We start from the raw sequence: 25,898 nt of genomic DNA, 5'->3' as shown, positions 1-25,898 counted from the left end.
TGCGGGCTTTCTGCGAGGCGTACGGGGAAAACGTTTGCCTGAGCGATTTAGCAATCAACTCAAGCTGTTACAACCCCACTCACTCCTTGTGTGGCGCGGGCTGTTGTTGGGTAAGGCAGTGGATGTTACCGCCTCCCAGTAACAGTTCGCGGCCCGGCACCATAACCACTTCGTGTTGCGGGAACAGGCTCTGCAAAATCTCTTTGGCCGGACCATCCAGTGGGTCGTCGAAACTTGGCGCGATGATGCCGCCGTTGACGATGAGAAAGTTCACGTAGGAACCGGCCAGACGAACGGTCGGATTGCGTTCCTGGGTGCCGTCCACCGGGTCGACACCAGCGCACTCTTCTTCGGTCGCATACAGCGGCCCGGGAATCGGCATCTTGTGCACCGTGAATGGGCGACCCTTGGCGTCGGTGCTGCTTTCCAGCACTTTCATCGCCGCCTGGCAGCGCGGGTAATTCGGGTCTTGCGGATCGTCGGTCCAGGCCAGCAATACTTCGCCCGGTCGCACGTAGCAGCAGAAGTTATCCACATGGCCGTCGGTTTCGTCGTTGAACAAACCGTCCGGTAGCCAGATGATTTTATCCACAGCCAGATTCGCGCTGAGCATCGCTTCAATTTCCGCACGGTTCATGTGCGGGTTGCGATTGCGGTTGAGCAGGCATTCTTCAGTGGTGATCAGCGTGCCTTCGCCATCCACATGAATCGAACCGCCCTCGAGCACAAAACCCTCGGTGCGATAACGCGGGCTGCGTTCGATCTCGAGGATCTTGCCGCCGACCTGCGAGTCGCGGTTCCAAGGCGAATACAACCCACCGTCAAAGCCGCCCCAGGAGTTGAAATCCCAGTTCACGCCGCGGACTTCACCGCTGTTATTGATGACGAATGTCGGGCCGGTGTCGCGGACCCAGGCGTCGTCGCTGGACATCTCGACCACACGAATATTCGGCACGTCGAGACGCGCCCGGGCGTTTTCGTATTGGCCGGCGGACACCGCCACGGTCACCGGTTCGAAACGCGCAATGGCCTTGGCCACCGCCACGTGTGCGGCTTGCGCCGGTTTGCCGCCAAGGCGCCAGTTGTCTGGACGCTCGGGCCAGATCATCCAGGTTTGGGTTTGCGCCGCCCACTCGGCGGGCATGTAGAAGCCGTCGGCGCGCGGGGTGCTGTTTAAAGTGGTCATGCGGTCAGGACTCCAGGGAACCGTCGAGGGTTTTGAGCGCATTGTATAGGTTCGGGCGGCGATCACGGAACGAGCCCCACGCGCTGCGAATGTGCTCCAGTTCGTCGAGGTCGAAGCGATGAACCAATACGCCTTCTTCGGTTTTATCGAGTTCCTGAACCTTCTCGCCGAACTGGTTGGCGATGAACGACGAGCCGTAGAAGGTAATGTCGTACCCGTCCTGCTCCTCATTGCCGATGCGATTACTGGCGATCAGCGGCATCAGGTTGGCACCGGCATGGCCCTGTTGCACACGCTGCCAATGGTCACGGGACGAAATGGTCTTGTCGTGCGGCTCGCTGCCGATGGCGGTCGGGTAGAACAGAATTTCCGCACCCAGCAACGCCATGCTGCGTGCGCACTCCGGGAACCACTGATCCCAGCAGATGCCCACGCCGATTTTCGCGTAGCGGGTGTTCCAGACTTTGAAGCCGGTATCGCCCGGGTTGAAGTAATACTTTTCGTGATAGCCAGGGCCGTCCGGGATGTGGCTTTTACGATAATTCCCGAGGTTGGAGCCGTCGGCATCGATGATCGCGATGCTGTTGAAACGCGCGCGGCCGGCCAGTTCGTAGAAGCTGATCGGCAGCACCACTTGCAGTTCTTTGGCGATTTTCTGGAAATGCTTGATGGCGACGTTGTCTTCAACCGTCGTGGCCAGTTGCAGGTAATCCGGGTTCGGCTTCTGGCAGAAGTACGGTGCCTCGAACAGTTCCTGGATCAGGATGATCTGCGCGCCTTTGGCTGCAGCCTCACGGACCAGCCTTTCAGCGGTTTCGAGGTTGGCTTCAAGGTCCCAGGAACAGGCCATCTGGGTGGCGGCGACGGTAACGATACGGCTCATGAATCATCTCCGGGCAAGTGCTGTGGGTCGAGTTTGGCATCGACCGATGACAGAAAGGGAAGCGCCGGGCGTGATGAGACACGCCGCGGCAATGGCGACTTTATAGCCGATAAAAATCGGCTTTAAAAGCGATTAATCTTCCATTTGTCGAAAACAACAGCACTTAAACCAGATAACAATCGAACTTAATCACCCCCGCCTCCTGTAGGAGCTGGCTTGCCAGCGATGGCGTCTTATCATTCAACATTTACGTCGACTGACCTGCCGCTATCGCCGGCAAGCCGGCTCCTACAGGTTTTCGTCAAGCACCTTCGCCAGCATGTCGACAAAGAAATCCACACTCTGGCGCGACGTAACCATCGGCGGTTTGATCTTGAGGACGTTCAGGTAATCACCGGTCGGCTGCATGAAAATCCCCAGCTCCCGCAACCGGTCACACAACGCCGTCGTCTCCTCGGTCGCCGGTTCCAGGGTCTCGCGGTTGCGGATCAACTCGACGCCCAGATAAAAACCGGAACCGTGCACCGCGCCCACCAGCGGATGACTGTCGATCAGCGCCTCAAGACGCTCCTTGAAGTACCCGCCCACGACCTGGGCGTTTTCCCAGAGTTTTTCCTCTTCCATCACATCCAGAACGGCCATGCCGATCTGGCAACTGACCGGGCTACCCCCCGCCGACGAGAAGAAGTAGCCCTCGGCCTCCAGCGCTTCGGCGATTTCCCGACGGGTGATCACCGCGCCCAGCGGTTGGCCGTTACCCATGCCTTTGGCCATGGTGATGATGTCCGGCACCACGCCCTGTTCTTCGAAGCCCCAGAAGAAATGGCCCATGCGGCCGTAACCCACCTGCACTTCGTCGGCGATGCACACGCCGCCCTGCGCACGGACCATTGCATAGACCTGTTTCAGGTAACCCGGCGGCAGCGAAATACCACCGGCATTGCCATACACCGGTTCGCAGATGAAACCGGCCAGCGGGCGTTGCTGCTCAGCGATTTTCGCCAGGTTGTGTTCGACGCTGCGCACATAATCCGGCGCACTGTCCGGGCCACGGAATTCGCCGCGATAGGTGTTCGGTGCGGTCACCGGGTGCACCCAGTCGGGACGGCTGCTCAAGGCCTTGGGGTTGTCGGCGATCGAGGTCGAGACCGCGTCCGCACCCACGGTCCAGCCGTGATACGCCTCCAGCACGCTGATGATGTCGCGACCGCCGCTGTAGGCCCACGCCAGACGGATCGCCAGGTCGTTGGCCTCGCTGCCGCTGTTGACCAGGAACACCCGGTCCATGCCCTCCGGCGACAGTTTCAGCAAGCGCTCGGAAAACTCGGCAACCGCTGCGTAGTTGAACCGCGAGTTGGTGTTGAGCAGCGACCATTGACGACTGGCGACCGCGGCCATGCGCGGATGACCGTGGCCAAGCACCGCGACGTTGTTGAGCATGTCGAGGTAGGAGCGGCCCTGCATGTCGATCAAGTGATTGCGCCAGCCGCGCTCGATGCGCGGCGGGTCGACGTAATAGTGCTTCTGCGTTCGGGCGAAACTGGCGTCGCGGCGCGCCAGCAAGGTCTGTGAATCAAGCTCTGCCTCGGCATCGCACGCCAGCCCCAGCAACGCCGCCGGTGACGGGCACAACGCTTGCCAGGCCGCCGCGCGCGAAGGTGTGCAAAACAACGGCGCATCGAGCGCCGTGCCTCGGCATAACTGCACCCGCAACGAGCCGCTGACCGAACCCAACACCTGGCCTTTGACCAGTGCTGCACCGGTGTGCAGCGACGGTGTCACGCCCCACAACCGCACGCTCAACTGCGGGCCGTCCAGTTGCAGCACACCCGGCGCCGGTTGATGAACAACCCCGGCAAACGGTGATTCGACCGCAGTGCCATGAGGCACCCGCAACTCGACATGCAACGGGCAGGTGTCTGGCTCCGACGCACTGTCCGGACGGGTGCGGGACAAACGGTATTGTCCGTAACGGCTCGCTGCCAAGCCGTGGGCCGCAGCCGCTTCGCTCAACAGACGCTGATCGATCCCCTCCTGCTCCCAGTTACCGGCCTCGAAATGCGGGCTCAATACGCCCAGATCGATCAAGGCAAATTCACGCCCGACCAGGCTCGGCAGCAGCGGTGCGAAGCCTTCGCTGCCGATGTCCGGCAGGCTGTGACCCACCGAGGTGAGGATCGCCGCTTCCATCAACGCCAACGGCACCGACGTGGCCACGCGGAAAATTTCCCACTCATGGGTCAGGTTGTCGCGACTGTAGGCATTACCCGGGTCGATGCTGACCTGCTGCTCGCCGCTGAGCACCAGCACCGCCGCCCGCGCGACGATCAATGGCCACAGCGCCAGCAGCTCTTCGTGTTGCAGCGGATTGACCGCGTGATAGGCCTGAATCGCCGGCAAAATGTAGAACGGATCGCCACCGGCATGGTGCAGCAGCGCCGCACAGGTCACCGACAAGTCGGTAATGCGCCACGTGCGGACCAGATCGCCGAAATCGATCACGCCCTGCAATTGCCACTGGCGTTGCGCATCGCGCTGCCAGACCGCGTTGTCATCGGTGATGTCCATGTGAATGGCCTGTACCGGCAACTTGTCCACCAGCGGCTGCAAATGCCGCTCGGCCTGTTCGGCCACTTCGGCGATCAACGCGCGCTGTCGGTCATCTGCAATCACCGGCAGCAAATGCGCGATCAACGCATTCGCGTGGCGGGCGTCCCACTGAAGGGTGCGCTCAAGGCCCGCATGATCGAAAGCGGCCAGCGCCAGGTCCATTTCGCCGCAGAGCCGGCCGAAACCGGCCACCACGGATCCGGGCAGATGATCGAGATGCGTAAGCGACTGGCCCTCGATGTATTCGAGCAGGCGTACGTGCACCGCTTGCCCGCCGATATCCAGTGACAGCAAATCGGCGCCGCTTTGCGCGGCAATCACTCGCGGCACCGGCACACTGGAGTGCTCGGCCAGATGCTTGAGCCCGGCATGCTGGGCTTGCAGCTCCAGCACCGAATAGTCGCCCCGGCAGATTTTCAGGACGAAACGCCCATGCTGACTGTCAACGCGGAAGTTGAGGTCCTGCTGGCTGCCGAGCGCCTGCAGCTTTGCGCTCAGCCCGTAATGCCCCTCGAGCAGCTCAAGCGCTTGCTCCGCAGACACTTGCGGGCTGGGCAAACTGGCGCGATGAATCAACGTGGCGAGCGGCATACAACAACCCCTGAAATGTTATTAGGCGCTTATATCGCCACTGCATCGGTCGATAATCAACCCCCCTGTTGACGCGGCAAACCTTAAATAGCAGTCACTGCCCTCTTGCACCTCTACTATGCTGCCGACAAGCTATGATCACTCGCTACATCGTCTTTCGAAAAAAGGCTGGTCAACATGCGCATACTTATCACCGGCGGTGCCGGTTTCATTGGCTCTGCCCTGATTCGCCACCTGATTCGGTCCACCGAGCACGAAGTGCTCAACCTCGACAAACTGACCTACGCCGGCAATCTCGAATCGCTGACCAGCATCGCCACCGACACGCGCTACGAGTTCGTGCAGGCCGATATCGTCGATCAGGAGGCCGTGAGCGCGGTCCTGGCACGTTTCCAGCCTCATGCGATCATGCACCTGGCGGCGGAATCCCATGTCGACCGCTCAATCGATGGTCCATCGGATTTCATTCAGACCAACATCGTCGGCACCTACAGCCTGCTGGAGGCTGCCCGCGCCTACTGGCACACGCTGGCTACGCCTGAAAAAAACGCCTTCCGCTTCCATCACATCTCCACCGATGAGGTCTATGGCGACCTGCACGGCGTCGACGATCTGTTCACTGAAACGACGCCGTACGCGCCCAGCTCGCCGTACTCCGCCAGCAAGGCGGCCTCCGACCATCTGGTCCGCGCCTGGCAGCGTACCTACGGCCTGCCGGTGCTGCTGACCAACTGTTCGAACAATTACGGGCCGTTCCACTTCCCCGAAAAACTGATCCCGCTGGTAATTCTCAACGCCTTGGCCGGCAAGCCGCTGCCGGTGTATGGCGATGGCTTGCAAGTGCGCGACTGGCTGTTCGTCGAAGATCACGCCCGGGCGTTGCTCAAAGTGGTCACCGAAGGCGTCGTTGGCGAGACCTACAACATCGGCGGTCACAACGAGCAGAAGAACATCGACGTGGTGCGCAGCATCTGCGCGCTGCTCGAAGAACTGGCCCCGAACAAACCTGCACACGTCGCGAAATTTACCGACCTGATCACCTTTGTCCATGACCGTCCCGGCCACGATCTGCGTTACGCGATCGACGCGAGCAAGATCGAACGCGAGCTCGGCTGGACGCCCGAAGAAACGTTCGAAACCGGCCTGCGCAAAACCGTTCAGTGGTATCTGGATAATCTGGAGTGGTGCCGTCGCGTTCAGGACGGCAGCTATCAAGGTGAACGCCTGGGCGCCATCGACATCAAGGAGTTACTCGCATGATGAAAGGAATTGTTTTGGCCGGCGGCACGGGCACGCGTCTGCACCCGATCACGCTCGGCGTCTCCAAACAGTTGTTGCCGGTCTATGACAAACCGATGATCTACTACCCGATCTCGGTACTGATGCTGGCCGGCATCAAAGACATTCTGTTGATTTCCACACCACAGGATCTGCCGCAATATCGCAACCTGTTGGGGAACGGCAGTCAGTTCGGCGTGAACTTCAGCTACGCCGAGCAGCCTTCGCCGGATGGCCTGGCACAGGCCTTTCTGATCGGTGAAGAGTTCATTGGCGATGACCCGGTGTGCCTGATCCTCGGCGACAACATTTTCCATGGCCAGCACTTTGGCGACCAGTTGAAGAACGCCTCGAAACGTCCCTCCGGCGCCACTGTGTTCGGCTATTGGGTCAAAGACCCGGAGCGCTTCGGCGTGATTGATTTCGACAGCGAAGGCTGCGCCCTGTCGATCGAAGAAAAACCGGAGAAACCGAAATCCAGCTATGCCGTGACCGGTCTGTATTTCTACGACAACGATGTGATCGAGATTGCCAAAACGATCAAGCCTTCGCCTCGCGGCGAGCTGGAGATCACCGACGTCAACAATGCCTACCTCAAACGCGGCGATCTGCAGGTCGAGCGCTTCGGCCGCGGGTTCGCCTGGCTGGATACCGGCACCCACGACAGCTTGCTCGATGCTTCTCAGTACGTGCAAACCATCGAGCGCCGCCAAGGGCTCAAAGTGGCCTGCCTCGAAGAAATTGCTTACGACAATGGCTGGATCAGCCGTGAGCTTTTACTGGAGCGCGCCCGTTATTTCGGCAAGACCGGTTATGGCCAGTACCTCTACACGCTGGCCGGGGTAGAAAAGTGAAAGTGATTGAAACCGATCTGCCCGAAGTACTGATCCTCGAACCCCAAGTCTTCGGGGATGAGCGTGGCTTTTTCTACGAGAGCTTCAACGCCAGGGCGTTCAGAGAGGCAACAGGACTGGACCGGCAATTCGTGCAGGACAACCATTCCCGCTCGCAGAAAGGCGTGCTGCGCGGCCTGCACTACCAACTGGAAAACATCCAGGGGAAACTGGTGCGAGTGACCGTCGGTGAAGTGCTGGATGTCGCCGTCGATGTACGTCGTGATTCGGCGAATTTCGGCCAGTGGGTGGCGGTGCGCTTGTCCGCAGAAAATCGTCGCCAACTGTGGGTACCGGAAGGCTTCGCCCACGGGTTTGTGGTGCTCAGCGACGTCGCCGAGTTTCTCTACAAGACCACGGACTATTACAACCCGTCCGCTGAGCGTTGCATCCGCTGGGACGATCCGACGCTGGCCATCGATTGGCAACTGGACGAAGCACCCCAGCTTTCGGCCAAAGACAAACTGGGAAAAACCTTGCAAGAGATCGATCTGTTTCCATGAGAATTCTTATCAGCGGTCAACATGGACAGGTTTCAAGTGAAGTGCAGAAGCGCCTGGGTGTTCTCGGCGAGTTGGTCGTTCCAGGTCGCGATCAGCTCGATCTGAGTCAACCGGAGCAAATTCGTCAGCAGGTCAGGCACGTTCGTCCCGATCTGATCATCAACGCGGCGGCTTTTACAGCGGTCGACAAGGCTGAAAGCGAGCCGGGACCCGCCTTCGCCGTCAACGCGCAGGCGCCGGGCATACTGGCCGAAGAAGCACTGGCGCTGGGCATCCCGTTGATTCATTACTCCACCGATTACGTGTTCGACGGCAGCAAGGGCGAGCCTTACAACGAGGACGATGCGCCTCACCCTCTGGGCGTTTATGGCCAGAGCAAACTGGCCGGCGAACAAGCCATCACGGCGGTGGGGGGCAAGCATCTGATTCTGCGGACCAGCTGGGTTTACTCGGCCCTCGGCCACAATTTCCTGCTGACTATGCAGCGTCTGCTGCAAGAAAAACCCGAGTTGCGCATCGTTGCCGACCAGATCGGCGCGCCCACTTGGGCCGGCACGATCGCCAACAGCACCCTCGCCCTGATCGAGCGCTGGCAGGCTGGTGAGCAGGGCGCCTGGGGCACTTATCACCTGACTGCTCAGGGTGAAACCTCATGGTTCGGTTTCGCCCAGGCCATCGGCGAAGCGCTGCGCAAACAGGGCAAGCCTTGCGCGCACCTGTTGCCCATCCCTTCCAGCGATTACCCGACGCCTGCCGCCCGACCGTTGAACTCGCGCCTCGATTGCAGTCGGCTGCTCCGCGAATGGGGCGTCAGTCAGCCAGACTGGCAAACCGCGCTGCGCGAGTGTCTTGCCGGGCAAGCCTAGGCATAATGCGCCTGTACCCTCAGGCGCCTGATGCTCATGACTCCGACCCTCCCCCGCAGACCCCGTTGGCGTAGCCTCGCCCTGCTGGCGCTGTGCCTGGCGCCGTTGCTCTGGCCGCTGGAGCATCTGGCCGAGCGTTATTACCGCAGCGAACTGGCCGGGCAGAATCGGCAGACCCTCGACCTGTACGTCGCCAACCTGCTGGGCACCCTGCATCGCTATGAAGTGCTGCCGCAGATCCTCGGCGACCTGCCGGCCCTGCGCGCCACGCTCGGGGCCCCCGACGACGGTGTGACCCAAGGCAATGCCAACCGCCTGCTGAAAAACATCAGCGCGCAGACCGGTGCCGAAGTCATGTACCTGATGGACACCACCGGCAAGACCCTTGCGGCGTCCAACTGGGACAAACACGACAGCTTCGTCGGCCGGAATTTTTCGTTTCGCCCGTACTTCAGCGAAGCCATGGCCGGGCGTCTCGGGCGGTTTTTCGGGCTGGGCACCACCTCGGCCAAACGCGGTTACTTCTTTGCGGCGGCCGTGCGTGACGGCGAAAAAATCCTCGGCGTGCTGGTGGTCAAGGTCGACCTGGACCACACCGAAAGCCTTTGGGGTAAAACCCCGGAACAACTGCTGGTCACCGACCACAACGGCGTGGTCATCCTCACCTCGCGGCCAGAGTGGCGATTCCGCTCGACCCGGCCACTGGGCGAGGGCGAGCGCGAGGCAATCACTGCGATTCAACCCTATCCGACCCGCGACCCGAAGCCGTTGAATCTCAATCCTGACGCCTGGCTGACCCAGACCCGGCAGATAGACGAAACCGGCTGGAGCGTCAGCATTCTTGCACCGCGCACCTTGATCGATCGCCCGGTGCGCACGGTGGTCGCCATCGGCGGCGCGACGCTGTTGGTGTTGATGCTGCTGCTCGGCCTGATGATGCAACGGCGCCGTCACTACCTTGAACGGATCGCCTTCGAAGCCAAGGCCCGGCGTGAACTGGAAGGCCGGGTCGCTGAACGAACCAGCGACCTCGAAGGCCTGAACCGCCGACTGAAACAGGAAGTGCTGGAGCGCGAACACGCCCAGCAGGAACTGGTACGCGCCCAGGATGACCTGGTGCAGGCCGGCAAGTTGTCGGCGCTCGGGACCATGTCGGCAAGCATCAGCCATGAACTGAATCAACCGCTGGCCGCCATTCGCAGCTACGCGGAAAACGCCGAAGTGCTGCTCGATCATCAGCGTACCGACGATGCGCGCGGCAACCTCAAACTGATCAGCGAACTGACCGGGCGCATGGCTTCGATCATCGCGCACCTGCGCGCCTTTGCCCGGCGTGATCGTCACGCGCCGGAAAGCGTCGCGCTGCAACCGGCGCTCGACGACGCGCTGGCGCTGTTGGCCAAGCGTCGACGGAGCATGGAAGTCGAGCTGATCCGCGATTTGCCCGCCGCCACGCTGTGGGTCGAGGCCGGGGAAACCCGTCTGCGCCAGGTGCTCGGCAATCTGTTGGCCAACGCACTGGACGCGCTGACGGAAAAGGGCCCGCCGCGTAAACTCTGGTTGAGTGCCCAATCCACCGCCGACGGCGTCATTCTGTACATTCGCGACAACGGCCCCGGCTTTTGCATGGAGGCCCTTGGCCGCGCCAGCGAGCCCTTCTACACCACCAAGACCCGCACGCAGGGGCTCGGTCTGGGGCTGGCGATTTGCGAAACCCTGATGCGCGCCTTCGGCGGTGAACTGTCGTTCGCCAACCACAAGGAAGGCGGCGCCCTGATTACCCTGAAACTGCGCGCAGGCGCACCGGGCGTGAGCCTGCAACCGTCCGAGGACCGAAGTGCATGACCATCGACAACCGCATCCAGGTCGTGCTGATCGACGATGATCCCCATCTGCGCCAGGCCCTGAGCCAGACGCTGGATCTGGCCGGCCTGAAAATCCTGCCGCTGGCCGAAGCCAAGGGCCTGGCCGGGCAACTGGAACGCGACTGGCCGGGCGTGGTGGTCAGCGATATCCGCATGCCCGGCATGGACGGTCTCGAACTGCTGACCGAACTGCACGCCCAGGACCCGGAACTGCCGGTGCTGCTGATCACCGGTCACGGCGACGTGCCGCTGGCGGTGCAAGCCATGCGTGCCGGGGCTTATGACTTTCTGGAAAAACCGTTCGCCAGCGACGCCTTGCTCGACAGCGTGCGCCGCGCGTTGGCCCTGCGCCGACTGGTGCTGGACAACCGCAGCTTGCGTCTGGCCCTCAGCGACCGCAATGAACTGAGCACAAGACTGGTCGGGCAATCGGCACCAATGCTGCGTCTGCGCGAGCAGATCGGCGCACTGGCGGCGACCAAGGCCGACGTGCTGATCCTCGGCGAAACCGGCGCCGGCAAAGAAGTCGTGGCGCGAGCGCTGCACGATTTATCGAACCGGCGTAACGGCCCGTTCGTGGCGATCAACGCCGGGGCTCTGGCCGAATCCGTGGTGGAAAGCGAGTTGTTCGGTCACGAGCCGGGCGCGTTTACCGGTGCGCAGAAGCGCCGTATCGGCAAATTCGAATTCGCCAGCGGCGGCACGGTTTTCCTCGATGAAATCGAAAGCATGAGCCTGGACGTGCAGGTGAAACTGCTGCGCTTGCTGCAAGAACGTGTAGTCGAGCGTCTGGGCGGCAATCAGTTGATCCCGCTGGACATCCGCATCATCGCCGCGACCAAGGAAGACCTGCGCCAGGCCGCTGATCAGGGCCGCTTCCGCGCCGACTTGTATTACCGCCTGAACGTCGCCCCGCTGCGCATTCCGCCGCTGCGCGAACGCGGTGAAGATGCGCTGATGCTGTTCCAGCACTTTGCCGATGAAGCCAGTGCTCGCCATGGCTTGCCGCCCCACGAACTGCAACCGGGGCAACGGGCGCTGCTGCTGCGTCACACCTGGCCGGGCAACGTGCGGGAACTGCAAAACGCCGCCGAACGTTTCGCCCTGGGCCTGGAACTGGCGCTGGACAACAACGCGCCGGATGGCACGGCGGGCCCAACGGTTGAAGCGGTCAGCGGCGGCTTGAGCGAGCAGGTGGAAAACTTCGAGAAATCGCTGATTGCCGCCGAACTGGCACGCTCTCACAGCTCGGTGCGCAGCCTCGCCGAAGCCCTCGGCATTCCGCGCAAAACCTTGCACGACAAACTGCGCAAGCACGGCCTCAACTTCGCCGACAGCGGCGCCAACAGCCACACCGACGAACTCGATTGAATCCGTCATCACTTCAAACAAGGGGCCCTGCATGAGCCGCGACAGTCGTCACCTGGAATCAGTCCTCCACCGCGATATCCCCCTGACGCAGGCCATGGGTATCAAAGTGCTCGACTGGCACGACCAGCAACTGCGCCTGCACTTGCCGCTGGAAGCCAACGTCAATCACAAAAGCACCATGTTCGGCGGCAGCCTGTACTGCGGCGCGGTGCTGGCGGGTTGGGGGTGGCTGCATTTGCGTTTGCGTGAAGAAGGGATTGAAGACGGGCACATCGTGATTCACGAAGGGCAAATCAGCTATCCGCTGCCGGTGACCATGGACGCGACCGCGATTTGCCAGGCACCGAGTGCGGCGGTGTGGAAGAAGTTTCTGGCGATGTATCAGCGCTATGGAAGAGCGCGGTTGACGTTGCATTCGCGGATTGTGAATGCCGATAGCGATGAAGACGCCGTGAGGTTTGCCGGGCAGTACGTCCTGCACCGGTAAATCTCAGCGGCTGATCGTTCCCACACTCCGCGTGGGACGATCCATCTTTGTAGGAGCCGGCTTGCCGGCGATCCAGGCAACACGGTGCGCCTGACACACCGCTATCGCCGGCAAGCCGGCTCCTACAAGGTAGCGAGCTTCAGCAGCTTTTCGCGCCAGGCAGCTTTGGCTGGCAGCGCCAGGAAAAATTCATTCAACAGCGATTCCCGCGCCGGATAGCTGAACGGCTTTCCGCTCAACTCCAACACTTCACCGCCCGCCCCTTCCAGCACACCCTGGGCCGCCGCCGTATCCCACTGCGAAGTCGGCGCCAGACGCGGATAACAATCTGCCGCCCCTTCCGCCAACAAACAAAACTTCAGCGAACTGCCGATATTGGCCAGTTGCAGCTCGCCGAGGCTGTCGCTCAGTCCAGCCAGCAAGCGCTCTTGCTCAGGGCTCGAATGCCGACGGCTGGCGACGACCGTGAAGGCCTCGCCTGGGGCCGGCACAGTGCGAACCTGAATCGGCAGCGGCTCGGCGTCCTTATCACCACGCCACGCGCCCAGACCGGCACCCCCGACGTAGAAACGTCCATTGGTGGGCATCGACACCACGCCAAACACCACTCGCCCCTGCTCGATCAACGCGATGTTGACGGTAAATTCTTCGCTGCCGGAGATGAACTCCTTGGTGCCGTCCAGCGGATCGACCAGCCACCAGCGCTGCCAACCGGCGCGCACGCTCTGCGGGATGTTGGCGTCCTCTTCGGACAACACCGGGATGCTCGGGTCCAGCGCGGTCAGCCCGGCCAGAATCAGATGATGAGCGGCCAGGTCGGCAGCGGTGACCGGCGAATCATCGGCCTTGGCGGTCACGGTCGTGCCGGTGCGCCAGAACGGCAGGATCGCGTCGCCAGCCTTCAATGCCAGTTCAATCACCGGCGCCATCAATGGATGCGGGAAATTCATGGCAGGAACACCCCGCGCTGGGTCAACAGGTCACGGGCCAGGTACAACGCCGCCAAGGCACGGCCCTCGGTGAATTTCGGATTCTGGGCCAGGGCCGACAGCTCTCGCAGGTTGATCTTGTCCACGCGCATCGGTTCAGGCTCGTCGCCTTCAAGCCGTTCTTCGTACAACTCCGTGGCCAACACCACCTGAATTTTCTGGCTCATGTAGCCCGGCGACAAGGACAGCTCGGTGAGGTGTTCCAGTTGTCGCGCGCCATACCCGGCTTCTTCCTTGAGCTCACGCTCGGCCGCCGCCAGCACGTCTTCACCCGGCTCGATCAAACCTTTGGGCAGCGACATCTCGTATTCATCGGTGCCGCCGCAATATTCCTCGACCAGCACCGCGTGATCTGCGTCGAGCATCGCCACGATCATCACCGCGCCATACCCGGCGCCTTTGCCGACCAGTCGCTCATAGGTGCGCTCCACGCCATTGGAAAAGCGCAATTTCAGCTCTTCGACGCAGAACAAGCGACTGGTGGCGACAATCTCGCGGGCGAGGATGGTGGGTTTCTGGCGCATGAAAAGCTCCTTGGCGTGAACGCGTTACTATACCCGGCCTATCCTGATTGTTGACCTCGGATATCTCTTTTACCGCTGGAGAAGTTTTTTATGTCCCTGCTGCCCTGGCGAGACATCGACACCGTTCTGCTCGATATGGACGGCACGCTGCTGGACCTGCACTTCGACAACCATTTCTGGCTGGAACACTTGCCCCAGCGTTACGCCGACTTGCACGGTGTGAGCCGGGCCATGGCCGAGATGGAATTGCAGCCGCTGTTTGAACGCCATGCCGGCCAGTTGCAGTGGTATTGCCTGGATTTCTGGAGCGCCGAACTGAAGCTGCCGGTGCGCGAGCTGAAACTGGAAACCGCGCACCTGATTGCGTTGCGCCCGGACGCGGATACGTTCCTTGCGGCGATCAAGCAGGCCGGCAAGCGGGTGGTGATGATCACCAATGCACATCGGGATTCGCTGTCACTGAAACTGGAACGAATTGAACTGGCGCCGTATTTCGAGCGGTTGATCAGCTCGCATGATTACGGCTTTCCCAAAGAGAATCCGCAGTTCTGGCAGGCATTGCAGGCGGATATCGGGTTTGATCCGGCGCGCAGTCTGTTTATCGACGATACGTTGTCGATCTTGCGCAGTGCGCGGGATTTTGGGGTCGCGCATTTGTTGGCGGTGAAGGAGCCGGATAGCCGCAAAGGGCCGAAGGACACGGCGGAGTTTGCGGCGGTGGTTGATTATCGGGAGTTGATTGCGGGGCTTTAGACCGAGTCGCGCCTTTCGCGGGCAAGCCTCGCTCCTACAGGTTATGCGTCGTTCGTGAACGAGGCGATAACCTGTAGGAGCGAGGCTTGCCCGCGAAGGCCATAACGCGGTCTTGAGCCTTACTCAGGAATCCGCAACGACTGCCCCGGATAAATCTTGTCTGGATGGGACAACAGCGGCTTGTTGGCCTCGAAAATCTTGTTGTATTTATTAGCATTGCCATACACGCGCAATGAAATCGCGCTGAGGGTGTCGCCCTTCACGACCGTGACAAATTTCGCGGCGACGACCGCAGGTCCGGTCACCGCAATCTGATCATCCACGCTGCCAACACCGGCAATATTGCCCACGGCCAGCAGGATTTTTTCTTTCTCTTCCTGGCTCGCCACCTCACCGGTCACCGTGACTTTGTCGCCCTCTACCGTCGCCTGCACATTCGGATTGCCCAGGCCGACCTTGCTGATGTGTTCCTTCAACTGCTCGCTGGCATTGGCGTTACCCGGCGTCAGCAAGTCGATAAGCTTTTCGCCTGCTTCCTTCACAAAGCTAAAAATACTCATGGTGCACTCTCCTTGGTTTTTGGTTCCAGACGCAAAAGCCTAGACCAAGGTTGCAACACCCGGTTCCTACCCGACCAATGACGCCGCTTGCCCCCAGGCGCTAGAATCCCGGCCTACCCGTGCCCTGGAGCGAAGATGGACATCAAGCAGCTGAAATTCCTCATCGCCCTCGACGAAACCCGGCATTTCGGTCAGGCCGCTGCACGTTGTCACGTCACTCAGCCGACCCTGTCCATGCGCTTGCGCAGCCTTGAAGAAGAACTCGAGTTACCGTTGGTCAACCGTGGTCAGCGCTTCGAAGGCTTCACCGCGCCGGGCGAGCGGGTGCTGGCGTGGGCGCGCACGGTGCTCGCGGCCTACGACGGCTTGCAGGCCGAAGCCGCCGCCTGTCGCGGTAACCTGGTCGGTACGCTGCGTCTGGGCGTGGTGCCGTTGTCGAGTTTCGACCCGCTGCCGCTGCTGCAACGCTTGCACGGCGAACACCCGAACCTGCGCTTCGAACTCTCGGCGCTGAGCTCCGAGCAGATCCTCGAACAACTGGCGAACAATCGCCTGGATCTTGGCGTGTCGTACCTGGAGCGTCTGGACGCCGAACGTTTCGATTCCCTGGCGTTCAGCGAAACCCGCATGGGCCTGCTCTACGATCAGCGCTTCTTCACCTTCGGTGAGGCGCCGCTGAGCTGGGAGTCGCTGATCGAACTGCCGCTGGGCATGCTCACCAGCGGCATGCATTTCCGCCAGTCCATCGACCACAATTTCCACAGCCGCGGCCTTACTCCACAGCCGTTGTTGCAAACCGATGCCGTGCATCAACTGTTACAAGCTGTTCATGGTGGATTGTGTTGCGCCGTGATGCCGCTCGAAGGCGGCCTGGAAAACCTCACAGACCATCTGCGCCTGCAACCGATCGAAAACGCCCAGACCCTCGGTCGGCTGGGGCTGATCATGCGTCGCAGCGCACCGCGCTCGGCGTTGGCGGAGGCCTGTTTCGCGATCTACCAACAATCAATGACAAGCTCTTGATCGACGCCATCTATCGGCAGATCAGTAATAGCGATTAGACGCGACAACTTGTCGCGCATAGGCTTAAAGCTGACTAAACCGTCGGTGATGCCCCCATGAACGCCAAGCGTCCTGTTTGCGCGGCGCCAGCCCTCGAAACGCCCGCGCCCGCCGCCAGCCAAACGTACAGTTACAGCGATTTTCAATACACCGAATCGGCCAGCACCGCGCTCGCCGAGGAAGTTGCGTTGGCGATTGCCTATAACGGTATCAGTCAGGCAGTGATGCTGGTGACGCCGACGGACCTGGAAGACTTCATCGTCGGTTTCAGCCTCGGCAGCGGCATCATCGAAGACGCCTCCGACATTTATGACCTGCAACTGAGCGGTTCGGGGTCGGCGCAGTACGCGCAAGTAACCATCGCCAACCGCGCCTTCTGGAACCTCAAGCAGCAACGTCGGCAACTGGCCGGCACCAGCGGTTGCGGGCTCTGCGGTGTGGAAGCGGTCGAACAGGCTCTGCCAGACCTCAAGGTGTTGCCCGGTGCGCCATTGCCGCCCGCCGAATGGCTCGACGGTTTGCGCCAGCGTATCGGCGCGTTCCAGCCACTCGGCCAGCATTGCGGCGCGGTGCATGCGGCGGTGTTCATGAACGCCAAGGGTGAATTGCTGCTGGGTCGCGAGGACATTGGCCGGCACAACGCGCTCGACAAGCTGATTGGCGGGCTGATCCGACAAAAGATCCCGACCACTGGCGGCCTGGCGATCGTCACCAGTCGTTGCAGCCTCGAATTGATCCAGAAAGTACTGCGCGCAGGCATCCAGACCCTGGTCAGCCTGTCGTCGCCCACGGGCCTTGCCGTGCAATGGGCCCGTCGTCACAACCTGAACCTTATCCATCTGCCACAGAAGAATGCGCCGCGGGTCTACAGCCCGGCTTTGGAGAATCAAGCGTGAGTCAACACCGTCAAGCCGACCAGAAACCCGTCCCCCGCTACAAGCCCTACAAGGGCCCAGCCGGTGGCTGGGGCGCACTGATCAGCGTCGCCCAGGCCTGGTTGACCAGCGACAACGCGCTGAAAAACCTGCGCATCATGCTCAAGACCAACCAGAACGGCGGCTTCGACTGCCCGGGTTGCGCCTGGGGCGATTCGCCGGAAAAGGGCATGGTGATGTTCTGCGAGAACGGCGCCAAAGCGGTGAACTGGGAAGCGACCAAACGGGCCGTCAACCCGGCATTCTTCGCCAAACACAGCGTCACCTCGCTGCTGGAACAAAGCGATTACTGGCTTGAATATCAGGGGCGCCTGACCGAGCCGATGCGCTACAACGCCGAAACCGATCGCTACCAACCGATCAGCTGGGATGATGCCTTCACCCTGATCGCCAAACATCTGCGCGGTTTGTCGAGCCCGGATCAAGCCGAGTTCTACACCTCGGGACGTGCCAGCAACGAAGCGGCTTTCCTCTATCAGTTGTTCGTGCGCGCCTATGGCACCAATAATTTCCCTGACTGTTCGAACATGTGCCACGAGGCCAGCGGTGTCGCGTTGGCGCAGAGCGTTGGCGTCGGTAAAGGCACCGTGACCTTCGACGACTTCGAACACGCCGATGCGATTTTCGTCTGGGGCCAGAACCCCGGCACCAACCACCCACGGATGCTCGAACCGCTGCGTGAAGCCGTGAAACGTGGTGCGCAAGTGGTGTGCATCAACCCGCTCAAAGAACGCGGTCTGGAGCGTTTCCAGCACCCGCAACACCCGATCGAAATGCTCACCAACGGCGACAAACCGACCAACACCGCCTATTTCCGTCCGGCCCTGGGCGGCGACATGGCGGTGCTGCGCGGCATGGCGAAATTCCTGCTGCAATGGGAGCGCGACGCGCAGAAAGCCGGTGAGCCTGCCGTGTTCGACCACGACTTCCTCAATGAACACAGTGTCAACGTGCTGGAGTACCTGGGCACCGTCGACGATACGCCGTGGGAGCAAATCGTCGAGCAGTCCGGCCTGACGCTCGTGGAAATCGAGCAAGCGGCGCGCATGTATGCCAAAGGCAAGAACGTGATCATGTGCTGGGCGATGGGTATCACCCAACATCGCCATTCGGTTGCGACCATCCAGGAAATCGCCAACCTGATGCTGCTGCGCGGCAACATTGGCCGCCCCGGCGCCGGCCTGTGCCCGGTGCGTGGCCACAGTAACGTGCAGGGCGACCGTACGATGGGCATCAACGAGCGTCCGCCGGTGGCGTTCCTCGATTCCCTGGAACGTCGCTTCCAGTTCAAAGTGCCGCGCGAAAACGGCCACAACGTGGTCGAGGCGATTCATGCCATGGCCGAAGGCCGTGCAAAAGTCTTCATCGCTCTGGGCGGTAACTTCGCCCAGGCCACTCCGGACAGCACGCGCACCTTCCAGGCTCTGAGCAACTGCGACCTGACCGTACAGATCAGCACCAAGCTCAACCGCAGCCATTTGGCTCACGGCAAGGAAGCACTGATCCTGCCGTGCCTGGGCCGCACCGACATCGATATCCAGACCGAAGGCCCACAAGCGGTGACCGTGGAAGATTCGTTCAGCATGGTCCACGCCTCCAACGGCCAGTTGCAGGCGCTGTCGAACCAGATGCGCTCCGAGCCTGCGATCATCGCCGGTATCGCCGCCGCGACCCTGGGCAGCAAACCGGTGGACTGGAACTGGCTGGTGGCCGATTACTCGCGCATTCGTGACCTGATTGCCGATACGATTCCGGGCTTCAAGGACTTCAACGAGAAGATCAAGAATCCGGGCGGCTTCTACCTCGGCAACAGTGCCGGTTCCCGTCGCTGGAACACCGCGTCGGGCCGGGCGAATTTCCGTGCGAACGTCCTGCCCAAGGATCTGGTGCACGAGCGCACGCGCTCCACAGGCGTGTTGCCGGACCTGATCATGCAGTCGATGCGTTCCCACGATCAGTACAACACCACCATTTATGGCCTCGACGACCGTTATCGCGGCGTGAAAGGTCAGCGTGATGTGTTGTTTGTGAACGAAGCGGACATTATTCGCCTGGGGTTCAAACCGGGACAGAAGGCCGACATCGTTTCGATCTGGGACGATGGCCGTGAGCGTCGGGTAAAAGGCTTCACGCTGTTGGCGTTTGATATTCCTGCGGGGCAAGCGGCGGCGTACTACCCGGAAGTGAATCCGCTGGTGCCGTTGGAGAGCACTGGGGATGGCAGCCATACGCCGACGTCGAAGTTTGTGGCGATCCGGTTAGAAGCGGCGAGTGAGATCGGGTTGATTTTGGCGAAGTCGGCCTAAAGTTTCGACTGATCTGGCCCCATCGCCGGCAAGCCGGTCTCGCTCCCACACTGGATCTCAGTCGTACACAAGATTTGTATTCACTGAAGATCAACTGTGGGAGCGAGCCTGCTCGCGAATGCGGTGTATCATTCAACGAATTTTCTGGATCAATCACTTTCCAATCGCCCACAAAAAAGGCCGTTTTTTCACAAAAACGGCCATTCCGAAGTAGCTAAAGACCGGCGAAAAACACTTAAGTTCCAGCTAAAAAACAGTAACTTATAGAAATGTGCTGAAGTCGTGTTACTCGTCGGATTTCGATTGTCAGCCTTACGACACAGCCTCAGGATCGCGCCGTCATCCCCTTGAGGTTCCTCAAATGAAGTTCTCCTCGATTCTCTTGTTGTCCCTTGGCCTGGTCAGTGGCTTCGCTTCTGCCGGAGGCACCACCGAAGCAGGTGTGGGCGGCGCATTGGGCGGGGTTTTGGGCTCGGTCGTCGGTCAATCGCTAGGCGGCAACACAGGTTCAACCATTGGCGCAGCCCTGGGCGGCGCGGGTGGTAGCGCAGTCGGCGCAGACAAACGCAGCCGTGGCGAAGCGGCCATTGGTGGTGCGTTGGGCGCAGCAGGCGGTAACGTGGTCGGTCGCAGCATGGGCGGCACCACCGGCAGCCTGATCGGCTCCGCAGCAGGCGGCGGCGCCGGTGGCGCGCTGGGTAACTACATGGGCAACAAAAGCGATGATGATGACGATGATCGTCGTTCCTATCGCGGTCATGGTGATCGTCGCTATTACCGGGATGACCATCCGGGTCGCGGCCATGCTTATGGCCACCGCAAGCACAAACATCGCTATCACGACTGAGGCTTGAATCGCCTCGTTTACCGGTAGATCAAAAAAATCGCAGCCCAAGGGCTGCGATTTTTTTTGCCCCTCAAACCACCAATCGCTCCAGCGCACCGCGCAACCCGGCAGGAATCGCCACGGGCTGATTCGACACCCGATCCACAAACACATGCACGAAACGCCCCGCGGCGCAGGCTTCGTCTTCACCGGCCTTGAACACCGCCAATTCGTATTGCACCGAGCTGTTGCCCAACTTGCCCACGCGCAAACCGATCTCGATCCGGTCGGGGAAAGCGATTGAAGCAAAATAATCGCAAGCCGAGCTCACCACAAACCCCACGACTTCGCCGTCATGAATATCCAGGCCGCCGACTTCGATCAGGTAGGTGTTCACCGCCGTGTCGAAGAAGCTGTAGTAGGTGACGTTGTTGACGTGACCGTAGGCATCGTTGTCGTGCCAGCGCGTGGTGATGGGCTGGAAGTGCGGGTAGTCGGTGCGTTGGGGCATGGGGTTGGACATCAGGGTCGATTCCTGGAGTTGGATTGCGAGTTTAAGGCGAAAACCGCGTTATCGTTCATCCCCGGCAAGCCGGTCTCGCTCCCACAAGGGATCTCGGTCGTCCACAAACTCTGTGTTCACAGATAATAAACTGTGGGAGCGAGCCTGCTCGCGAAGGCGCCATTGCAGGCGCCACATAAATCACCTATCACCAAACCCCTTGCCCACTGCCGCCAACTCCCCAATCAACCGCGCCGGCTGCCAGTGGTCACCCTGTTTGGTTTCCAGCTGCAGTAGCCGCTGATGAATATCCACCAACCCCTGCTGATCCGCCCAGGCCATCGGCCCGCCCTTGTCCGCCGGAAAACCATAACCGTTGAGGTACACCAGATCGATGTCATGCGCTGACGCCGCAATCCCTTCCTGAAGAATCTTCGCCCCCTCGTTGACCAGTGCCAGCAAGCAGCGCTCCAGAATCTCTTCAGGCCCGATCTCGCGACGCTGGAAACCCAATCCTTCGCTGACCTCCAGCACCAGCGCATCCACCTGCACATCGTGCTCAGCCTGGCGACTGCCCGCTTCGTAGTGGTAATAGCCGTTGCCACTCTTCTGCCCGAAACGGCCCAGTTCGCACAGACGGTTATCCACTTGAACCTGCGGTGCATCCTGCCCCTTGCCGGCTAGCTCCCGAGCCCGCCATTCGAGGTCGATACCAACCACGTCGTACATGCGGAACGGCCCCATGGCGAAACCGAACCCCTGCAACGCCGCATCCACCTGATAGGGAAAAGCGCCTTCAAGCAGCATCTTGCGTGCTTCCAGCACGTAGGTTTTGAGCATGCGGTTGCCAATGAAGCCCTCGCAGTTGCCCGACACCACACTGACCTTGCCCATGCGCTTGCCCAGGTCCAGCGCGGCTTCCAGCACCGCCGGTGAAGTCTGTGCGCCACGAACGATTTCCAGCAGTTTCATGATGTGCGCCGGGCTGAAGAAGTGCAGGCCCAGGACTTGTTTCGGGCGGCGGGTGGCGGCGGCAATGGCGTCGATATCCAGCGCCGACGTGTTGCTGGCCAGTATGGCTTCGGGCTTGAGCAGGCCATCCAGCTCGCGGAAGATTCTCTGCTTGAGCTCGAGGTTTTCGTAAACCGCCTCGATCACCAGATCGACCTCGCGGATCGCTGCGTAATCGGCAGCCGCCGTGACCCGTGCAATGCGCGCATCCGCTTCAGCCTGATCAATCCGCCCCTGCCGCACGTTGTGCGCGTAGGTCTCAGCCACGGTGGCCAGTGCCTGCTCAAGCATCTGCGGATTGTTATCGACCCACTGCACCGGCACCCCGGCATTGGCCAGGCACATGACAATGCCACGGCCCATGGTGCCCGCACCGATGACCGCAGCGCGCTGAATGTTGAACGGTGTCTGGCTCATAGTTGTTCTCTTATTGGCGATCCAAAGACAGACCCCACCATAGTCAGCCACCCGGCTTTTTTGAAATTTATTCCTGTGATGGGGGACATTCAGCGGATGGATTCACGTCCGCCAGACACTGACATCCCTGTAGGAGCGAGGCTTGCCCGCGAAGGCGTCCTCAAGGTCATCGCAATGGCTGATGGCCTAATCGCCAGCAAGCCGGCTCCTACAAAGGTACGGGTCAGCCTGAGAGGTGTTGCTCAACCCAAGTCCGTACTTCGCCATACGGATACTCTTCCAGCGCCGCAAACCCCGGAATCGACCGAGCCTTGAGCTTGGTGAACAGCGGCACGCTGATCCCGCACAGAAACCGTGTCACCCGCTCAGCGGGAGGAATGCTGCCGGAGTGCTGCTCGTGCCTGTGGATAAAACCACCACACAGCGCCTCGAAGTTTTTATCCACAAGCGTCGGCAACTCCGGCGGTGCGGGCAGCCGCGCCACGTGCCCGTGACACACCGAACAATGCCCGCACCGCTGCGGCGAGTTTTCGTCACCGAAGTATTCGGCCAGGCGATTACCCAGGCAGTGGTCAGTGGCGAACAGATCGAGCATGGCGTGAATCCGCGCAATCTCGGTGCGCTCATGCCGGGTGAAACAATCATGTAGTTCGGCACTCAGCGCCTGAATGTCGAATGCCGTTTGCAGCAGGCTGTAGACCTCGGTCATCTGCTTGCTTTCCAGCTCGACCCAACCCTTTTCCTGGAAGTAATCCAGCGCCTTGACCACCCGATTGCGCTCGGCTTGATGCTGCTCGTACAGCGCATCGAAATTCACCGTCGCCCAGGTCCGCGCACGGCTGGAGGTCTGGATGATGGCCGCGACGAAATCCTTGCGCTCACCCTCGAAGCGGGCGAGCAAGTCTTCCGGCTCCAGCAAATACTTGAAGCGATATTCAGCGTAATAGGCGTAACGCGGGGCGATGATCCCGCGCAGCTCCAATTGCACCAGCAAGGTCTTGAGCGGCAACTGGCGAATGTTGCTCTGATCGGCCAACGGCCCTAGCAGAAACTCCCAATGCCCCTCGGGCACGGCGGCTTGTAATTCGTCGAGCACATGACGGATGCCTTCCAGCTCCGGCGTGTCGCCGTAGACAAAATTTTCCAGCACGTTGAGGCTGTCGCGGTTGGCCAGTACCAGGCAGTCCGATGGCTGCCCGTCACGCCCGGCGCGACCGATTTCCTGGCTGTAGTTTTCGATGGATTTGGGCAGGTCGAAATGCACCACGTTGCGGATGTCGCTCTTGTCGATGCCCATGCCGAAGGCGATAGTGGCGACGATGCAATTGGACTGGCCACCCATGAATCGTTTCTGAATGGCTTCGCGTTGTTCGTGGGGCAAGCCGGCGTGATAGGCCTCGGCCTGAATACCGTTGCGATCCAAGTGTTCGGCGATGTGTTCAGCGGTTTTCTGCAGCGTGACGTAGACGATGCTCGGCTGGTTGGGACGCTCGCTCATCCATTCGACCAAGCGTCGCCGTTTGTCCTGACCACGCACCGGTTCCACCAACAAGTTGAGGTTCGGCCGGTAGAAACCGGTGGTCACCACATCCTGGGGGGCAATGGCGAATTTCGCCTCCATGTCGGCGATCACTTTCGGGGTCGCGGTGGCGGTCAGCAGCAACGCTTGAGGGATGTTGAACTGGCGCTGGTAATCCGGAAGTTTGAGGTAGTCGGGGCGGAAGTTATGACCCCACTCCGAGATGCAATGCGCCTCGTCCACCACCAGCAGCGAGATGGGCACTTGCTGCAAGAAATTGCGGAAGCGCTCGTTCTTCAGGCGCTCCACGGAAATCATCAGAATCTTCAATTCGCCGGACTTGGCGCGAGCCATCACGTCACCCGCGTCATCGCGGCTTTGAGCCGAATCGATACTGCCTGCCGAAATGCCATGGCGCTGCAAAAACGCCAATTGATCCTGCATCAACGCGAGCAGCGGCGAGACCACCAGCGTCAGGTGCGGCAGCAACACCGCCGACATCTGGTAACACAGGGACTTGCCTGAACCCGTAGGGAAAATCGCCGCCGCCGAGCGCCCGGCCATCACCGCGCTGACCACCGCCTCCTGGCCGGGTCGAAACTGTGGATAACCGAAAACCTGTTCCAGGGTGTTGTGCATAAGCTGTCACTCCGTTGACCGCTGCGAAGCCCAAAGCCTAGCCGGTGATCGCAGCGAGTCGAGAAAAGGTCGGGGGCAAAAACGATACGGGATGATACAGCGGATAGCGCGGGGGGGATGGCGGGGCTTGAGGAAAATGGCGACCGGTAGATCGCCATCGCTGGCAAGCCAGCTCCTACAGTTGATCTACGCACCTGGCCCTTTTGTAGGAGCTGGCTTGCCAGCGATGAGGCCTGCAGCCTCACCAAAAAATCATGGTTGATCCCTTCAGGGCACCAACACCGCCACCCGCAGCTGTTCATTCAACATCTGCTCATGAAACACCTGGCTCTTGCTCGCCCACACCGCATGGGCCGGGCTGATTTCGCCGGTGAACGCCGCCGCCAACTGACGCAAATCAGCGACGCTTCGCACACGCGGGCAGAACGGTTCGCCGTCGCAGTTCTGACTGGCGTTGCGGTAGGTGGTCAGCAACCGATCCCACAACCCATCACGCACTTGTCGCACAGACTTGAGCTTCAATGCCTGCACGCCCAGACGCTGTTTCAGCCCCTGCTCGTCCAGTGATTCGCTGGCCAGCAACGCCTTGCCGAACATCAACACCTCCGCACGGGACGCGGTGTCCATGTTCGCCTGAGTGGTGAGGGCGTCCGGCCAACCGGTGCGGGCCATGTTGGCAAGCATCATCGAACTGCCAGCGTCGGCTGCGCCCGTCAAACGACAAACACCCGCCCACAACAACAAAACCGAGGCCATACGTAGCCACTGCATACCTAATTCCCTTTAAGTGCCTAACCAGGCATTTTCGAAATGCCCTACAGATTCTGGCGCGCACCATACAGAGGTTTACTGCGCCGCGCCTGATAAACACGTAGGAAATTTCACCAGTAGGGGTTTCGGTGAAAAAAACCTCGGGAATCACGTAGGGCCAATGCCCGAAGACCAGTAAATCCCCTACACATTCTGTCGATTGCGGCTGTATTGCCGCAGCACGCCGTCCCCTTCATAGTTTTCGGCGCGGCTGAAACAGTGTGTCGGCCTGCCCGACTTCCCAAAGGACTGCCCCCGATGCAAGACCGCTACCGCCCCCTCAAAAGCAGCTACAGCGACACCCCGGTCCTGGTCATCGACACCGAGGCCGACCCACACGAAATCCTCGACGCCGCCCGCCAACGCATCCACGCCGCCAGCGACCTGCTCGAAACCCTGTACTGCCTGTGCTTCAAACAGGCAGACGCAAGCGACATCCCCAACATCGTCAACGCCCTCTACCTGCTGACCCAGGACGGCAACGAACTCCTCGACATCGCCCGCCAACGCCT

General features: G+C 60.7%; 23 protein-coding genes. 13 read left to right on the top strand and 10 right to left on the bottom strand.

Annotated elements, in window-relative coordinates; genetic code table 11:
* Positions 1-79: 79 nt before the first annotated feature.
* The 3 genes from aguA to KGB24_RS21630 form a co-directional block, all read right to left on the bottom strand.
* Positions 80-1,186 (bottom strand): agmatine deiminase, encoded by a 1,107-nt coding sequence (gene aguA / locus KGB24_RS21640; RefSeq protein ID WP_008040106.1) that lies wholly within the window; start codon positions 1,184-1,186, stop codon positions 80-82.
* 4 nt (positions 1,187-1,190) lie between these two features.
* A complete protein-coding gene (aguB, locus tag KGB24_RS21635) occupies positions 1,191-2,069 on the bottom strand; it encodes an N-carbamoylputrescine amidase (RefSeq protein WP_223416018.1) in 879 nt (292 codons plus the stop codon).
* A 288-nt stretch (positions 2,070-2,357) separates the two neighbouring features.
* Positions 2,358-5,270, bottom strand: coding sequence for an aminotransferase (locus tag KGB24_RS21630; protein WP_223416019.1), 2,913 nt, complete (start codon positions 5,268-5,270; stop codon positions 2,358-2,360).
* Positions 5,271-5,447: 177 nt separating this feature from the next.
* On the opposite strand from KGB24_RS21630, the gene rfbB reads away from it, so the two are divergent.
* The 7 genes from rfbB to KGB24_RS21595 are packed head-to-tail and all read left to right on the top strand — an operon-like array spanning position 5,448 to position 12,533.
* Entirely contained in the window at positions 5,448-6,530 is a 1,083-nt protein-coding gene (rfbB, locus tag KGB24_RS21625; protein WP_223416020.1) for a dTDP-glucose 4,6-dehydratase, read from the top strand.
* Positions 6,527-7,402 (top strand): glucose-1-phosphate thymidylyltransferase RfbA, encoded by an 876-nt coding sequence (rfbA, locus tag KGB24_RS21620; RefSeq protein WP_008025026.1) that lies wholly within the window; start codon positions 6,527-6,529, stop codon positions 7,400-7,402. The genes rfbB and rfbA overlap by 4 nt, the downstream gene beginning before the upstream one ends.
* Positions 7,399-7,944, top strand: coding sequence for a dTDP-4-dehydrorhamnose 3,5-epimerase (gene rfbC, locus KGB24_RS21615; protein WP_223416021.1), 546 nt, complete (start codon positions 7,399-7,401; stop codon positions 7,942-7,944). The genes rfbA and rfbC overlap by 4 nt, the downstream gene beginning before the upstream one ends.
* Positions 7,941-8,810 (top strand): dTDP-4-dehydrorhamnose reductase, encoded by an 870-nt coding sequence (rfbD, locus tag KGB24_RS21610; protein WP_008025030.1) that lies wholly within the window; start codon positions 7,941-7,943, stop codon positions 8,808-8,810. The genes rfbC and rfbD overlap by 4 nt, the downstream gene beginning before the upstream one ends.
* Positions 8,811-8,846: 36 nt before the next feature.
* Positions 8,847-10,655 carry an ATP-binding protein gene (locus KGB24_RS21605; protein ID WP_032828580.1) on the top strand — a complete coding sequence of 603 codons (1,809 nt, stop codon included), beginning with the start codon at positions 8,847-8,849 and terminating at the stop codon, positions 10,653-10,655.
* Entirely contained in the window at positions 10,652-12,046 is a 1,395-nt protein-coding gene (locus KGB24_RS21600) for a sigma-54-dependent transcriptional regulator (protein ID WP_223416022.1), read from the top strand. Before KGB24_RS21605 ends, KGB24_RS21600 begins: the two co-directional genes overlap by 4 nt.
* Before the next feature lie 31 nt (positions 12,047-12,077).
* On the top strand, positions 12,078-12,533 hold the full coding sequence (locus KGB24_RS21595; protein ID WP_008040115.1) for a thioesterase domain-containing protein: 456 nt from the start codon (positions 12,078-12,080) through the stop codon (positions 12,531-12,533).
* 122 nt (positions 12,534-12,655) lie between these two features.
* Here KGB24_RS21595 and cysQ read toward each other — a convergent pair whose 3' ends face one another.
* Positions 12,656-13,483: a 3'(2'),5'-bisphosphate nucleotidase CysQ gene (cysQ, locus tag KGB24_RS21590; RefSeq protein WP_223416023.1), complete on the bottom strand. Its 828-nt coding sequence runs from the start codon at positions 13,481-13,483 to the stop codon at positions 12,656-12,658.
* Positions 13,480-14,046, bottom strand: a complete 567-nt coding sequence (nudE, locus tag KGB24_RS21585; protein WP_008025035.1) for an ADP compounds hydrolase NudE — start codon at positions 14,044-14,046, stop codon at positions 13,480-13,482. Before nudE ends, cysQ begins: the two co-directional genes overlap by 4 nt.
* A 90-nt stretch (positions 14,047-14,136) precedes the next feature.
* On the opposite strand from nudE, the gene yrfG reads away from it, so the two are divergent.
* Positions 14,137-14,799, top strand: coding sequence for a GMP/IMP nucleotidase (yrfG, locus tag KGB24_RS21580; RefSeq protein WP_223416024.1), 663 nt, complete (start codon positions 14,137-14,139; stop codon positions 14,797-14,799).
* Between the two features lie 119 nt (positions 14,800-14,918).
* Here yrfG and lysM read toward each other — a convergent pair whose 3' ends face one another.
* Complete coding sequence (gene lysM / locus KGB24_RS21575; protein WP_223416025.1) at positions 14,919-15,359, bottom strand: peptidoglycan-binding protein LysM; 441 nt, start codon at positions 15,357-15,359, stop codon at positions 14,919-14,921.
* Between the two features lie 135 nt (positions 15,360-15,494).
* On the opposite strand from lysM, the gene KGB24_RS21570 reads away from it, so the two are divergent.
* The 4 genes from KGB24_RS21570 (at position 15,495) to KGB24_RS21555 (ending at position 20,509) form a co-directional block, all read left to right on the top strand.
* The gene (locus KGB24_RS21570) at positions 15,495-16,382 is read left to right on the top strand and encodes a LysR family transcriptional regulator (RefSeq protein ID WP_008025038.1); all 888 of its coding nucleotides are present in this window, start codon (positions 15,495-15,497) and stop codon (positions 16,380-16,382) included.
* A 95-nt stretch (positions 16,383-16,477) separates the two neighbouring features.
* Positions 16,478-17,317, top strand: coding sequence for a formate dehydrogenase accessory sulfurtransferase FdhD (gene fdhD / locus KGB24_RS21565; RefSeq protein WP_207285590.1), 840 nt, complete (start codon positions 16,478-16,480; stop codon positions 17,315-17,317).
* Positions 17,314-19,662, top strand: a complete 2,349-nt coding sequence (locus KGB24_RS21560) for an FdhF/YdeP family oxidoreductase (protein WP_223416026.1) — start codon at positions 17,314-17,316, stop codon at positions 19,660-19,662. Before fdhD ends, KGB24_RS21560 begins: the two co-directional genes overlap by 4 nt.
* A 361-nt stretch (positions 19,663-20,023) precedes the next feature.
* Positions 20,024-20,509: a glycine zipper domain-containing protein gene (locus KGB24_RS21555; RefSeq protein WP_008025043.1), complete on the top strand. Its 486-nt coding sequence runs from the start codon at positions 20,024-20,026 to the stop codon at positions 20,507-20,509.
* Positions 20,510-20,579: 70 nt separating this feature from the next.
* On the opposite strand, the gene KGB24_RS21550 is transcribed toward KGB24_RS21555, so the two are convergent.
* The 4 genes from KGB24_RS21550 to KGB24_RS21535 all read right to left on the bottom strand — a co-directional run bounded on the left by KGB24_RS21550 (position 20,580) and on the right by KGB24_RS21535 (position 25,347).
* Positions 20,580-21,011, bottom strand: coding sequence for an acyl-CoA thioesterase (locus KGB24_RS21550; RefSeq protein ID WP_192226755.1), 432 nt, complete (start codon positions 21,009-21,011; stop codon positions 20,580-20,582).
* A gap of 180 nt (positions 21,012-21,191) precedes the next feature.
* Entirely contained in the window at positions 21,192-22,418 is a 1,227-nt protein-coding gene (locus KGB24_RS21545; protein ID WP_223416027.1) for a 3-hydroxyacyl-CoA dehydrogenase, read from the bottom strand.
* Between the two features lie 223 nt (positions 22,419-22,641).
* On the bottom strand, positions 22,642-24,576 hold the full coding sequence (locus KGB24_RS21540) for an ATP-dependent DNA helicase RecQ (protein ID WP_223416028.1): 1,935 nt from the start codon (positions 24,574-24,576) through the stop codon (positions 22,642-22,644).
* A 267-nt stretch (positions 24,577-24,843) separates the two neighbouring features.
* Complete coding sequence (locus KGB24_RS21535) at positions 24,844-25,347, bottom strand: hypothetical protein (protein WP_008040133.1); 504 nt, start codon at positions 25,345-25,347, stop codon at positions 24,844-24,846.
* A 297-nt stretch (positions 25,348-25,644) separates the two neighbouring features.
* Here KGB24_RS21535 and KGB24_RS21530 point away from each other — a divergent pair.
* Positions 25,645-25,898 (top strand): hypothetical protein (locus KGB24_RS21530; RefSeq protein WP_223474864.1); only part of this gene is annotated, 254 nt, incomplete at its 3' end.

The sequence above is a fragment of the Pseudomonas sp. BF-RE-25 genome (assembly GCF_019956105.1).
In the GTDB taxonomy this organism is placed as follows: Bacteria; Pseudomonadota; Gammaproteobacteria; order Pseudomonadales; family Pseudomonadaceae; genus Aquipseudomonas; species Aquipseudomonas migulae.
The sequence above is the reverse complement of the archived record's forward strand: the minus strand, read 5'-3'. Positions and strand labels throughout refer to the sequence as shown.